General features: G+C 71.3%; 4 protein-coding genes. All 4 read right to left on the bottom strand.

The genetic code is table 11. From position 1 onward, the window contains the following. Positions 1 to 4: 4 nt before the first annotated feature. On the bottom strand, positions 5 to 6,430 hold the full coding sequence (locus tag ABT313_RS23600; RefSeq protein WP_350857567.1) for a hypothetical protein: 6,426 nt from the start codon (positions 6,428 to 6,430) through the stop codon (positions 5 to 7). 129 nt (positions 6,431 to 6,559) lie between these two features. Then, a complete protein-coding gene (locus ABT313_RS23595; protein ID WP_350857564.1) occupies positions 6,560 to 7,117 on the bottom strand; it encodes a hypothetical protein in 558 nt (185 codons plus the stop codon). 3 nt (positions 7,118 to 7,120) lie between these two features. Continuing rightward, on the bottom strand, positions 7,121 to 7,651 hold the full coding sequence (locus tag ABT313_RS23590) for a hypothetical protein (RefSeq protein ID WP_350857561.1): 531 nt from the start codon (positions 7,649 to 7,651) through the stop codon (positions 7,121 to 7,123). Positions 7,652 to 7,684: 33 nt separating this feature from the next. Continuing rightward, positions 7,685 to 14,770 (bottom strand): hypothetical protein, encoded by a 7,086-nt coding sequence (locus ABT313_RS23585; protein ID WP_350857558.1) that lies wholly within the window; start codon positions 14,768 to 14,770, stop codon positions 7,685 to 7,687. Positions 14,771 to 14,852 lie beyond the last annotated feature (82 nt).

Genomic DNA, 14,852 nt, shown 5'->3' with positions numbered 1-14,852 from the left:
GCGTTCACTCGATCGTCATTCCGGTCCCCGGGTTGGACGCGTGCATCCGGCGCGCGGGCGGGCCGGAGGTGTCGTGAGCAGTTGGCGTACGGCGCATGCGCGAGTCTGTCTCGACCAGTGCCGAGGCGGGGATGCCGTTCTGCTGCAGGGCGTCGACGACCGCTCCGGTGAACCGTCCTGACGTCGACGCGTGGAGTTCACGGAGATCGACGCGGCCTTCCGCGAGCAGTGCGAGTCGCGGGTGCAGCGTGGCAAACGCCGCCGCGAACTCGCCGTCGGTCCGGCTCGTCAACGTGCCGTCCGGTCCGGCGACGTACACCTGACGCTTGCCACTGGACTCGCGGATCGTCAGCCGCACGTTCACGCCGTCGCGGCGGGCCTGGCCGAGTGCGTCGACCAGCGGCTGGTACGGGTGCTGCTCGTCGGCGTCGACACGTTGCGACACCGTTCGGACCTGGGCGGGCTTGGTCTGCTGCGCCGGATCCCAGCCGGCGAGTGCGGGCTCGCCGGCCTCCATTCGGGCCCGCATCGCGTCGTACTCGTGGCGGAACATCGTCAGGTACGCCTCGCCGGACGCGGCCCGGTGCACCGAGTCGGTGCGCTCCACCTTCGGCCGGTGGTTGCGGTCGATCCGGCGGCGCTCGAAGTCGAGGTGGTAGTCGACGCCGACCTTGACGGTGACGACCTGCCCGGATTCGTACACGCCGGTCTCGTGGCGTGCGCCGACCGTACCGGTGTCCTGCTCGCCGACGCGGCGGCCGGAGGTCAACCCGACCGTGATCGCGCCGCCGGGCAGTGTGCCGCCGATCGATCGGGAGCCCGGCAGGAGACGGTTGCTGCGCGCGGTCAGTTGGCTGACACGCAGCTCGCGGGAGTTCTCGCCGAGCTGGGTGGTCGAGTCCTCGTCGGGATCCGAGATCAGCTCCAGGCCCGACACCTCTGCGCGGACCCGGACGACCACGACCCGCGAGGTCTGGCCGGGGATCGCCAACGGGACGAGCTCGTGTCCCGACGGGCCGGCCATCTCCCGGAATGCGACCGCGCGATTCGCGGCGCCGAGCAACGACTCCAGGGTCGTCTGATGCATGCGGACACCGGCGCTCCGCAGCAGGTCGGCCCGGCCGAGGCGTGTGACGGCCGCTTCGAACAGGGCATTCTCGGGCGGCGCGTCGGGCTGGTGGGGGAGCGTGCCGTCGACGAGGTAGTTGTCCGGCAGCCTGACGGCTCGATGGTCGGCGACCTCCGGACCGTCCTGGACAGGCGCCGAGTGGAGCACGGACGCCGGCACCGACAGGCTGATCCGCCCGGACGCCTCCCGCCGGGTCACGGCCCTCGCCTGGCCACCAGGCTCCGCGGAGTCCTCGACCTCGATCACGACCTCGTAGTCCCGCTCGATCCGAACCGTGGAGAGCGACAGACCGGTGCTGATGTGGGTGTTGAGCTCGCTGCTCGACGATGTGGTCGACGTAGCGAGCTCCGCGCCCGCCCGGATGGTCGCCGACGCCCCTTCGGCTGCCGAGACCCCGACCTCACCGCTGTACGACGTACCGTCCGTCACACTCCGGGTGCGATCCTTCAGGCTCCACAACTGCTGCAGGCCGTACCCGTTGCCGCTCTGCCCTTCCGTCCCGCCCGCCTCCGTGGTCACCGGGCCGACGAACCGCACCTTCACCCGGACCCGGAGGTTGCGCGTGCCGGCGCCGTCGCGCACCGGCAGCTCCCGGACGAACCCGCGAGGGTCGAGCATCTCGTCGAGCTGGTTACGCCATCGCGTGCCGCTCAGATCACCACGCAACGCACTGGTCAGTACAGCGTCGTCCAGCGCGTGCGGCGAATGCTCCGCAACTGCGGCACACACCTCGCGGAACATGTCGCTGTCGTTGCCGTCCTGGTCCTGCAGCGACGACCGGTCGACCTGGGCCGCGCCGAGCATCTGCTGGTAGTTGCGCGGCACCGGCACCTCGACCCGCAACCGCGCCAGGACCTCGGCCTCGACGAGCGCGGCGTCCAGTCCGGCGGTGCCCGGCGCCGAGAGACCCGTTGCCTCGCGCAACTTGTTCGCCAGCCGCTCGTCCGTGTGCGTCGCCGCCAGCCCGTCGGCGCCGGCCTTCTCCAGGCGGTACCGGCGCAGCAGCGCGGTTGTCGTACGGCGGGGGAGGTCGAGGTTGTCGTCGAGCAACCGCTCGACGGCGTCCGACACCTGGTGCAGCGGGAGGTCCAGCTCGTTCCGCCCGTACGCCCTGAGCGCGTCGCCCTCGGGGAGCGTGAGTACGACGGCGCCGGTCTCCAGCGGGATCGCGCGGACCGCGGCGCTGCCGGACCGGAGCTGCGCTTCCAGCACCAGGTCGCCCCAGAACTGGTAGTGCTGTCCGTCGCGCATCAGCGTCCGCTCGACGCCGCTGGTGGACGTCTCCGACCCGGACGAGGACACGGTGGTGGACCGGGTCAGCCCGATCGATCCGCCGTGGGCATGCCCGCCGGCCGAGACCGAGCCGGTGCCCGCGCTGACGCCGGCGGTCGCGCCGGTGGAGACACCCGACGTACTGCCGGTGCTCGCCAGTGTCACGTTGAGCTCAGCGAGGATCGGATGCCCGCTGCCGACGTACCTGAGGTTCTCCACGCGGGTGGTGACGCTGAGCGCCGTACGGCGCGGGCTGAGGCCGCGGCGGCGTACCGCCTCGAGCGCGTCGGACGGCGCCGGGCTGACAGCCAGACCGGTGCGGTACTCCGTGGTGAGCAGCTCCGGCCGGGAGATCAGGTTCCGCGGCGCGAGGAACGCGCTGAGGTGGTGCAGCGCGGAGCTGTCGCCGCGCCCGAGCTCGGGCACGGCCTCGATCAGCCGCCCGATCGGATCACGCGCGTCGACGTGCTGGACCGTTGCGGTCTGCAACAAACCCGGATCGACCCGGTCGCGGACGGCGGGCGACGCGCTCGCCGGTCCGGCGCAGAACTCGCTGTCGAGACAGACCCGCGCGCTGCCCTCCGACGACACGATCGGCACCGACGTGCCGTCATCGGTGATCTCGCTGATCGCGATCGTGTGCGGTACGTCGAACACCGCGACCTGCGCGCTCGACTCGGACACCGTCATCCGGTACGCGCCGCGGCTCGACGACCACGCGAGGGAGCGGCCCATCGACGAGCGGCCGACCGATGCGCGCGCCTGCGGCGTACTCCCGGCCTGGCCCGCAGCCGGCGCGTTGCTGACCCCGAGGGACGCCGACCACGGCAGGCTCCGTGACTGGCTGCCGGTGCGACCCGACGTACTCACGCCGATGTCCACGTTGACGACCATGTCGTCGTCCGCGACACCGATCGGCGTCGCGCGGTCGAAGTGCTGCTCGATGGCGATGCGATAGGACCGCACCCGTGGCGGGTGGCCGGTGCGGTGCTCGGTGAGCTGGAAGGTCAACCGGTCCTGCGCCGCGTGGTCGTAGCCGGTCTCGAGGCGATGCCTGGCGAGTTGCTGGCAGGCACGCTCCCAGTTCTCCGTCCGGCTGAGCAGGACGGCCGGATCCTCACCGGCGAGACCCTGGGGCAGCGGGTGGCCGTCGGCCAGCGGCGGCACCATCGAATGCCGGGACAGGTGCGCGAGGAAGCCTTGCAGGGCCTCGTCGGCTCCGGTCAGCTCGCGGATCATCGCGGGCCCGGCACCGCGCAACTGGCCGGGTCCGTTGCCGAGCCAGACCGGCAGGTGCAGCGGTGTGTCGGTCGGGTGCGGGTCTCCGCGCAGCAGGAGCCGGCCGTCGGTGCCGCGGCGCAGGCGGCCGTCCTCGCGGACCAGGGCTGCTGCGGGCACTGGCAGGCCGTACCGGAAGGCGTCCCGCTCCGCCATCCGCAGGTACGCGTCACCCTCGCCCTCGGTGGTGAACGACTCCGCGCGGTCCAGGCGGTGCACGGTGACCTTGTGCCGCAGCCGCATTTTCACGCCGACAGTCGGCGCTACTCGTTGGGTGCTCCAACGGCTGCCGAGATCGGCGGTGGTCGCGGTGTCCTCCTGGCCGGTGTTCCGGCCGGCGCGGACACCCGGGCCGATGTCGACGGTCGACGAGCCGACGTCGGACAGCGCGGACAGCGCGGTCGTCGCTGTGGCGCTGAGGGTGCGGGAGTTGCTGAGGCCCTGTGCCCCGGACGTCCCGGAGTTGCCGACCCGCCAGATCTCGAGCTTGTGGTCGGGGGAGCTATCGCTGACCAGCTCTGCGGTCTCGAGTTCGGCGACGGTCTCCAGCTGCGCCCAGGCGACCGGCCGCCCGCCGTTCGTGATCAGTCGCCAGACACCGCCGGGCCGGGTCGTCTCGTCCAGCCTCGTCATCGCATCCTCGGCGACCAGACTGCGGATCCGGTCGTGGCCGACGCGGTCCAGCGATCCCAGGCGCCGTCGCAGCTCGGCCACGGTCCGGTCGCACAGGTCGTTGAGCCCGTCGACCCGGGTCGCCATGTGCTCAGGCATCGCCGTACTGCGTTCCGCCGACAGGCCGAGCGTCTCGAGATCGGTCTGGTCCGCCGGCGGCGGCACCGTGTAGGTGTGGATGAAGCCGAGGTCGAGGGTGGCGGTGTCGTGCTCCGCGCCGGTGTCGACGACGTGCTCGGGCGACCAGTCGCCGGCCGCCGACTCACGGATCCGCCAACTCCAGCGCGGCTGCGTCGACCGATACCGGAGGATCTCGCCGCGGAGCGCCTCGACCGCACCGCTCTGCGCGTACTCCGTGGCTCCGCCGCTGACCGTAAGACCGCGCCCGGTCGCTGACTCCACACCGGGCGAGACGACCTTCGCGACCGCCTTCAGCTTGCTGGTGTCCGGAAGTGCCTCGGTCATGACCCGCAGATCGGCGCCGACCGTCGCACTGGAGTTCTGCATCGCCGAAGTGGCGACGTTGTACCCGCCCTGGACCACCTGCCCGACCTGGGCCTCGTCGATGGTGAGCGGACTGTCCAGGACCTCCTGCAGCTCACCGGGATCGAGCTTCAGATGGAACTGGACGAGTCCGTCGACGTCGGCGCGGGGCTCGTTGCCGATGGTCAGCACGAACCCGTCCGGCGAGAGGATCCGGCGGCTCTCAGCCCGCAGTACCCGATGCAGAACGTCCGGGGTGAAGCTGTACGGCGACTTGCGGTCCGCCAGCGCCTGGTTGAGGTCCTGGCACAGCCTGGTCAGATGTGGCAGCCGCCCGGACGGCAGGCCGTTGTGCAGCACGCCCTCCGCAGGCAGCGTTGCCGCGGTCGCCTTCTGATAGGCCTTCACCTGCTCGGCAGCCGCTTGCACAGCCGTCGGCAGGTCGGCCGACTCCAGCACGGTCCGATAGGCGTCGGCAGCTGCTCGCGCCTGGTCGGCGGCAGCGGTGCAGTACTGCGCGATCTGGGCGTGGCGCTCGGCGACGCGCAGACGACGGAGGCCCTGGGCGCGGATCCGGCGGGCGCGCTCGGGAGCGGACGCATCCTGACTTGCGGCTTGCCGATCGGCGGCCGCGAACAGTTCGGCGGCCTGGTCACCGGCATTCGCCGCGCTGCGGGTGCGTACGTCGGCACGGTGGGCCTGGTCCGCGGCCGCGGACTCGAGGTCGGCGATCTGGCGCCGTACCTGCGCCCGGAAGCTGCCGTCGGGTCCGAGCTCGACGTCCGGGACAACGACCTGCACCCCGGCCCACGGAAGACGCGGAGCTGGATGCCCGCCGCGCCGGATCGCCTGCGACAGGGCCGCCAGCTCGCGTTCGATGTCCTCGAGCGGACGGCGGCCGGACCGCTCCTGCCATTCGTGGCTGAGCCGCCGGAACTCGTCGTACTGCGCTTCGGCCCGGCGGTCACGTGCTTCGCGATACCCGTCGGCCGCCGTACGGCTCTCCTGCACAAGTCGGCGGAGGAATCCGCGCGACGGGGTGACTGGGTCGCCGGACTCGGCGCTGACGGACGGCGTGGGTGCTCGGAGGAGGCGCTCGGCGTCGCGGATCAGGGACTGCGACTCGGCGAGGAGGTCCGCCGCCAACGGGCGGCCGGGGGAGTGGCGCCGGGCGCGAACGTTGGTCAAGCGGCGCAGGTCGGAGTCGGTGGCGAGCTGGTTGCCGTCGAGGACGTCCTGGAGCAACGCCTGCGTCTCTGCTCGCTGGGCCTCCGGCAGACCGGGCAGGTCGAGCAGTGCGTCCAGCGCGCGGGTCGCGCCGTCCGCGCGGGACCCGCCGCGAACACGGTCGACCTCGGCGCCGACGAGCGCCACCGCCTCGGCGACCAGCCGGTCGTCGGTGATCTCGCCTGCGCGGCGGGTCAGCCGGCGTTCGAGCCGCCGCAGCATCTTCCGGGCCAACCGCTCGCGGGAGTGCCGCAGCCGGAAGGTGCCGTCACGAAGGGCGATCGCCTCCGGCGCCGCGATACCGAACGCCACCCCGAGTGCCCGGCGAGCGCGGCCCTGCGGGTCCTCGGTGATCGCGGCAGACGTCAACCCAGCACACCCCGTTCGACGTGCCGGTACTGACACCGGCTGTGAGCGGGGACATTAGCAACCTGATGTTCAGGTTTTCGCCATGTTTCTCACCAGTAGAGTAACTTTCTTCCGGTGGCCTTCGTCACATCAGGATCGCTTGTACAGCGCGCGGAAATCCTCCAGCGTGCCGCGGTAGTACTCCAGGTCGTCGGTCAGCTTGGCCCGGCTGACCAGATGCGGGTGCCGGGCCTTCGCCGCGGCGCCGTACTCCGACCAGATGTCCGCGTCCGGGACCTCGTCGGCGTCGTCGGGCAGGAACTTGATCGCCTCGCCGACCGCGTCGGCCGCGAACTCCCAGTTCAGCTCGACGATGGTGCGGTCCTGGTCCGGCGCGCCGGTGTAGGCCATGTCGGCGTCCAGCGCCCGGCGGGCGAACGACGCGGAGACGACGGCCCACTGCGCCGCGTCGATCAGCTCCGACCTGCCCAGGCCGAAGCGCGCGCCGACCGCCGTGGCCGCGCGCTCGGAGGCGTACGGGATGGTGATCTCGCCGGCCTGTGACGCGAAGACCCACGCGTCCGGGCCTTCGGTCACGTTGACTCCCGGCTCGGGACGGGCCGGCACGACCGCGGGGGCCTCCGGATCGGCCGCGGTCACCAGGCTCACGTAGATCTGGGCCTCGGTCAGGGTCCTAGCGGTCAGCATCGGTTACCTCGCTCCTAGCTCTCGGCCAAGCTCGTCGTACGTGTCACGCGCTATCAGCAACCGCTCGAGCCGGAAGCGTCCCGGCTCCGCATCCCGGACCGCACGACCTTCCCGCGTCCAGAACCCGTCCTGCGGTACGCCGTCCGCGCCGGGCGGCACGAACTTGATCACCTCGTCCACGGCTGCCCGTGCGACGGCCAGCACCTTACCGGCCTCGGCGGGGTCCGCGGGGACTTCGGAGGCGGCAGTGTCGGCGACGTCCAGCCATTGGCCGGCATCAAGTACCTCCGACGGCTCCGGTCCGCCGAACGTGGGCCAGCCACGCACCGGCGTCTCCCGAACCGGCAGACCGAACAGGTACTCGCGTTGCGCGGTGCATCCGGGACAGATGGCGGCGTAGCTGGATGTCAGCTCACCGTCGACCTCGATCAGCGCCTGCTCCCACGGCGCGTCGATCGACCCGCAGTCCGGGCAGGGGTGCAGCTCCAGGTACAGCTGCGCCTCGTCCCGGGTTCGCGCCACCGCGAATGCCATACCGCCCCTCTCGATCTCCAGAAATCATCGTCTTCAAGGTCCGCTCATCGTCTGTCCGTGGCCGGTCGGTGCGATCGTCCGGCCGCTGGAGGGATGGCGCGCGGCAGGGGCGGCCGTTGGCGTCATCGTGCGCGCGGCGGTGGTGTAGTCGAGCGCCTTGAGCACATCCCGCGGTACGCCGGACTTCTCCAGCGCGGCCGCGACCTTGCCGTTGAAGCTGCCGTCCGGCGACGCTGTGTTGTAGAGCTCGCGCAGGTCGACGCGGCCCTCGGCCATCCGCACCAGTTGCGGATTGAGGCTCGCGAACGCCGAGGCGAAGCCGCCGTCGTTCACGCCGAGCAACGTCGGCGGCCGGTTGCGGGCCGGATCACCGGGCAGGGCCTGGTACTTCCGCTGCGTGCCGTCGTCCTCCTCGACCTGCAGCACGACCGGCTTCTGCGTCGCCTGCGCCCGGTCGATCGCGGCCAGCAGTGGCCGGTACGGCTGGAACACCGGGCCGTGCTTTCCCTCGCCGTACTCGGTCGCGACGATGTCCGGCCGGCCCAGCTTCTCCGGGACCGCCTGCAGGCGGGAGTTCGCCAGCACGGAGTCCAGCTCGGCGCCCTGCTCCAGTTGCCGGAGGCCCTCGAGGTAGCGGTGCGCGAGCATCCGCACGTACATCTGGCCGTTCGCGAGGTTCGGCACGTGGGTGGTCTTCTTCGTGACCTGCTCGCCGCGGCCGTTGTCGGTGCTGGTGCGGATCGTCGCGTCGTACACGACCGGGATCCGGACCGTGACCATCTGGCCTTCGAGGAAGCGGCTGAGCTCGAACCGGGTGCCCTTCGCGTCCCCGGTCTGCTCCTTGACCTGCTCACCCATCGAGCCGCTGACCGACACGATCCCGCCGTCCAGTCCGCCGGTCGCGGTCAACGGCGTACGACGGTTGCGCGACCTGCCGGCGCGCGCCACCCGCTGACTACGCCAGACGTGGCCCTCCTGGCCCGGGGACGGGTCGCCGTCCAGCTCCCAGCCGACGGGAGTGGCGTTGACCGTGACGTTGATCATCGTCTTGCCGTTGCCCGGTTGCGCCATCGGCACCAGGTCGATGCCGCCGTCGAGCAGCCGCCCGATCTTCGCCTTCAGTGCACTCGGCTTGAGCGTCGACCGGATCAGGTGCCGGAAGTCGGCCAGGCCGCGGCGCCCGAGGAACTGCGGCTGCCGCAGTACGGCGCTCAGGTTGTCGAACAGCTGGTCCTGCTTCTTCTGACCCCGCCCGAACGGCACCGACCGGAGCGGCATCGCGCCTTCCGGGAGGCGGACCGTGCGGTGGTCGGGGCGCTCCTCGGCCAGCTCCGGGGTCTCCGGCGCCGGACCGTCCTTCAGCTCGCCTTCCGGCATCATCGTGTAGAGCGTCGCGGTCAGCTCGCGCGGCGCGGACCGGGTGACGTTGGCATCCGGGTCGAGCCGGCGCAGCTTCGCACTGGTGCTGCTCATGGTCGCCGCGCCGGCGTTGTGCCGCCGGACCACCTGGGTGGTGAAGACGACCTTCCGCTCCGCCAGGTTGCGGACGAAGTTGCCGTGCCGGCGCAGGACGGTGTTCTGGTGCCCGTCGCCCAGCGTGTCGGTCGTGGTCAGGTCCGTGGACAGACCGCCGGTGGGGCTGACCCCGCCCACCGGCGGAACCCCGCCGTCGGCGCCCACCGAGACCGACTTGGTCCGGCTCACCGACCGGTCGCGCTGCTCGTAGTCGTACGCCTGCTCGGCGCCGCCGGCCTGTTCCGGCGCGAGCTTCGGCCGGCCGTTCTCGTCGGTGAGGATGTTGCCCTCGGCGTCCGTGAGTACGGCGCGGACGACGATGTCGCCCTCGTAGTGCGCCCGTACCTCGACGACCATCAGGTCGGGGTGCTCCCGGCCGTCGAGCGGTGCCTCGATCGGGATCTCGACCCCGTCCGGGGCGAGCATGTCGTCCAGCTGGCCGCCGAGGTTCTCCGGTTTGAGGCCGATCTCCAACCCGGACTGGAGCACCGGGCTGGCGGTGCGCAGGCCGGGTGCCACCTCGTCCATCTGCGCCGCGACCTGCGGCGACAGGTCGGCCGGTCGGGTCAACTGTCCCGAGACCACCACGAGCTTCTCGATCTCGGCCGCGCCCAGGCTGTCCTTGTAGGGCCCGGTGGCGTGCATCGTGCGGCCGGTCCTGGCCAGCTCGTCGGACTGGTCGATGCTTGCGGTGAGCTTCTCGTCCTCGGTCTTGTACTGGTCGGCCGCGGTGAGGCCTTCCGCACGGAGCTTTGCCGCGAACCGCTCGGTCGTGTGCGTGGCCGCCAGCCCGGTGGTGACGCCTTGCTTCTCCAGCGTGTAGCGCCGGACGAAGCCGCCCCGGACGCGCGGACTGAGCGGCAGCTTGTCGTTCAGGTACCGCTCGGCCGCATCGCTGACCGCGCTGAGCGGCAGGTCGAGCTTGCCGGACGCGTACAGCTCCAGCGCCCGGCGCTCGGCCATCAGCTTCTGCACGGTCGCATCGGGCAGCGGCACAGTCTTCACGACCTGGCCGTTGTGCACGATGTCGGCGAACATCCGGTACTGCTCGAGGAACTGGTGGTGCGTGCCGGCATTGATCAGCAGACGCTCTTCGCCCGACGTCTCGCTGACCGTGGTCGACTGCGACGTACCGCCGGTCCGGCCGAGCGACACGCCTCCGGAGTACGACGAACCGTCCGCCGCGACCGGACCGCCGCCGGCCCTGCCGCTGACGCCGCCGGACGTGGACGTCCCCGACGTGTAGCCGACATCGCTCATCGTGAAGTTGATGTCGACGCTGTTCTGCTGGGTCATCGCCACATGGGTGATGCCGGTCGCCTCGCCGCGGATCTGCACCTGGTACTGCTGGGGCAGGATCGTGCCGTCCCGGAAGGCGTGCAGCGGATTGCCGGGCGCCTGCACGACCATGAACGTCGGCTTGTACGTCCCGTTCATCCAGTCGCGGTTCGCGATCAGGCTGGTCGGAGCCAGCGCCGCGTGCAGCGTCGGCAGGGCGGTGGTGTCGGCACGGATCGCCGGAATCGCGTCGACCAGTGCGTCGGCCGCGTCACCCGCGTCGACGGCGACCGGCATCGCCTGCTGGACGGCCTCCGCGGTCGGCGCCTGAGCGTTCGCGAGCACCGGCGTCTCGGCCCGGGCCAGCGGGGCGTCGTAGGCGATCTCCATGCTGCCGAGGACATCGGCCAGCGGCGTGGCATCGCCCTTGCCGGTGATCTCCGCGAACCTGATCCGGATGTTCTGCTTGACCCGGTCGAGCGGTTCGGTGCTCTCGCTCAGCGTGACCCGGTTGATCCGCAGCCCGGCCGTCCAGCTCATGTTCCGCATGAACGCGGACCGGCTGGCCTTCACGCTGAGCTTCGCGGCCCAGCCGCGGACGCCCTTCGGCGGAGCGATCGCGGCTTCGACCCCGGCGGAGATCGGGACCGAACTGCTCCGCCCGATCGTCCGGCTGGAGGCCACCGAGCTGATGCCCAGCGGGACCTGGTTCTCGTTCGTGCTCGTGCCGCGGCCTTCGGAGACGAAGGTCCCGGTCTTCGCGTCGTACTCCTGGTCGACGGTCAACCGGTACGGCCGCCAGCGCGGTGTTCCGACGAGACCCTCGTCCTCGAGTACGACGATCAGGCCGCCCTGGCAGGCCTCGTTGATCCCCGCCCCGAGCCGCGCCGCACTGATCGCCTGTACGACGCGCTCGTAGTTGGCGAGCTGGGACCGCGTCGCGGGCCGGTCGCCGCGCGGACGGTCGTACTCGTCGAGCTCAGGCACCAGGCCATCTGCCCGGAGTCCGACGAGCGCGTCGTGACACGCGGCATCGGCGCCGACGATGTTCTGGACCAGCCCCTGGCCGACGCCGCGGATCTTGCCCGGCCCGCGGCCCATCCACGGCGGAGCTGTCTGCGGACCGGTCGGCGGCTCCGCGTCGGCCCGCAGCAGCACCCGGCCGTCCTGGTCCGTCCGGATCGCGTCGTGTTCGTCCCGCTGTACGGCCTTCGCGTCGGCACGTCCGCCGGCGCGGAGCAGGTCGTTCTCGGCGACCCGCATGTGCGCCGTACATGGCCCATCGACGACGATCGGCGCCGTCTTGTCGCCGACCCGGCGCAGCGTCGCCGTCGCGCGGAGCGGAACCTTCACGCCCTGCGTCCCCATGAATCGGTGCACGACCGGCGAGATCGTGGTGTTGCTGATGTTCTGGCCGCCCTGGCGGGACACATTGCGTCCGGCCGAGACGCTCGGCGACAGGTTCACGCCGGAGCCGCCGACGTCGTTCATCGCCGTCGCCGCTGCCACCGGGTGGGCCGGGTCCCGGACGCCGGGGAACGACAGCGATCCGGTGCCGGTGAGCGACGCGCCGTACGTCTGGCTCGCGTTGCCGCCGAGGAACCCGACCGGAACGTCCTCCATCCCCATCTCGAAGCTGAACTCGCCGACGAGCTCCGCCTGGCTCCAGTCCGGTGTGAGCTGCCAGGTCAGTTCGTACTCGTTGTTGTCGGCTGCCCGGAAGCTCCGGGTGACACCGCCCGGCCGGCTCATCTCGTGGATCAGCCGGGGGGTGTCGGTCACGATCAGGCCGGAGATGTGGCTGGCGGTGACCTCGTCCAGGTCGCCGTACCGGTCCTTGGCCTGGCGCATGACGTCGGTGGCGATCCCGTGCAGACCGTCGACGTTGTCCATCGTGTAGCGCGGGAACTCGCCGGTGACGTCCTGCGCGCGGCCGAGGCCGGCGAGCGTCACCGTCGTCGACGCCGCCTTCACGGTGTACGGACTGGCCACCCAGGTCTGCTGGGGACCCGCGTCGATACTCCGGACCGGCGACCACGGCTCGGTGGGGGAGTTGCGGACCTCGACCTCGAGGACGCCGTCCCACTCCACCAGGACCGACTCGCCCCGATGGACCGAAACCCTGCCGCGCATGTGATAGCCGGACTCGCCGGCGTTGTCCGCGAGGGTGTGGCCGTGCGCCACCTCGATCTTCGGCTTGGTCAGCTGGGCGGCCGCGTGCAACGGCGTACCGGGTGCGGCCAGCGCCATGATCGGCTGCAGGTTCACTCCGACGGTGGTGCTGCCGGAGTGGGTGTTCGTGGTGCCGGCGCTGATACCGCCTTCGCCGAGCGTGCCGGACATCTGCTCGGCCATCTCGAAGTCGCGGTGGGTGATCTCCCGGATGTTGCGGGCGCGCATCCGGACCCGGACCTCGGGCATCTTCGAGATGCTGCTGTCGCCGTCACCGGGGACCGGGAACACCATGCCGTCCTGCGAGAGCAGCAGGCGGTACTCCGCACTCTCCAACGGAAGCGGCCCGGTCGGGGGCAGCTGACGGGAGGCGCCGTTCGCGGCCAGTTCCTCGTTGATCACGTCGACGGGCAGCTCGACCGGAGTGCCCTCCGGCGTACCGGTCATCAGCACATCGGCGACCGGCATCGCGGTATTGCAGCTCTGCTCGTACTTCGTGACCTGACTGCGCGCGGCGTCGGCCAGTGCGCGGAGCTGGCCCTGCGACCCGCCCGCGTCGATCCCGTCGAGCAGCGTCCGGTACGCCGTCAGCGCGTGCTGCGCCTCGGCCGCGGCAACGCCGTACGCGGCACTGATCTCGGTGTGCCGAGCATGCTTGTTCTCAGCTGCCGTCGCGGTGACCCGGAGCATCCGGGCACGTTCGGCGGCGCCGGCGTCGAGACCCTGCTCTTCCTCATCATCGGCCTTGCGTCTGGTCTCCTCGGCCAACTCTGTAGCGGCCAGCGCAGTCTCCGCCTTGGTGGCCGACTGCGACTGGAGCTCGGTGACCGCGGCCTCGAGCGACTGGATCTGAGCGACAACCTGTTCGCGCAGGTGCGCGACCGAGTGCGGCGCAAGCCGCTCGTTGACGCGTGCTGCGGTGACGCCGAACGCGCTGGCATCAGGCCCTGCATTCGCCTCGGCCGACCAGGGGAGGACGGGCTCGGCGCCGCCGTGGCGGCGGATGGTCCTGGCCAGGCCGTTGAGATCGCGCTCCAGATCCGACAGGCTGCGCGGCCCGCTGGGGGCGCCGTTGGCCAGCGTCTCGTCGCGGGCCTGCTTCCAGTCCCGCACCAGGACCTGGTACGCCGCGTGGTCGGCGTGGAGCCGCCGGTCGCGCCGCTCGTGGCCGAAGACCGACTTCAGTCGCCGCAGTACGCCGTGTGGCCGCTCCGCCTGTGCGGCCGCGATCTCCTGCGTCATCAGCGAAAGCTGGTGGGTCCACACGTGACGCAGCTGTTCGTCGGCGAGCCGGGGGGAGATCTGCAGGATGTGCGGGTCGTCCGCCGTACCGGACCGGATGATGCCCTGCGCCATCGCGCCGAGCGTGGTCTTCGCGATCTCCACCCGGACGTGCTGCGGTACGTCGGTGACCGTCGTCCGCAGGATCGCCTGCTGCTGCTGGAGATCGACGGTCGGCCGGTCAGTCACCGAGGTGGCCAGATCGACCTGGTCCATCGCGGCAAGAGCCGACAGCGCACCGGAACCGGTCAGATCGGTCTGGCTACTCGGTCGTCCACCGGCACCGGTCACCAGGCCCGTGCCGTGAACTTGCGAGGTCCAGACCCGCCGGCCTTCGGCACGTCTGTGGTTGCTGCCGACCGGAGCGCGATGCTGCCGGCCGGCCGAGCGGTTCGGTGGTCCGTTCACCGGCCCGTTCACGCCGAGTACGAGGGCGTCGCGGCTGATCGTCGCCGACGCCGACACGATCGTCGTCACCGCGACGGGGCGAGTCGATCCGGGCAGGCGGTCCAGCCTGGCGGCGGCCTCGGGGTCGTCGGGAGCAGCACTGGCCAGCGCATATCTGAGCAGCGCCTCGGCCTCGGCACGGCGGGACTGGTCCAGACCCGGGCCGCGTAAGTACTGGTCGAGCGCTCCGACCGCACCGCGAGCCGGCACCTGACCGCGCGCCCGGGCAACCTCGGCCCCGAGCACGCAGATGGCCTCGGCCAGCAGGCGGTTGTCAGCGGCACGGTCCGCGGCCCGGCGCGCAAGCTGCGCCTCCAGGGCCCGCATCACGTACGCCGGGACCATGTCATCGCGACCGGTCAGCCAGACCCTGCCGTTACGCAGCGGAACGGCGGACGGGTGAAGGATCCCGAGCGCGGTTCCCACTGCCCACCGGGCGCGAGTCGTCGGATCGGCGGCGGACGAAATGGGTGTGGTCAGCCGACTCACCCCCTCCCGTTGGGTGTCC

This window comes from Kribbella sp. NPDC000426 (assembly GCF_040300265.1).
In the GTDB taxonomy this organism is placed as follows: domain Bacteria; phylum Actinomycetota; class Actinomycetes; order Propionibacteriales; family Kribbellaceae; genus Kribbella.
This window is presented reverse-complemented; position numbering and strand designations above follow the sequence as displayed.

Excerpts from the sequence above, each read along its gene's own strand:
- ABT313_RS23595 (WP_350857564.1), bottom strand. The coding sequence starts at position 7,117 with ATGCTGACCGCTAGGACCCTGACCGAGGCCCAGATCTACGTGAGCCTG.
- ABT313_RS23590 (WP_350857561.1), bottom strand. The coding sequence starts at position 7,651 with ATGGCATTCGCGGTGGCGCGAACCCGGGACGAGGCGCAGCTGTACCTG.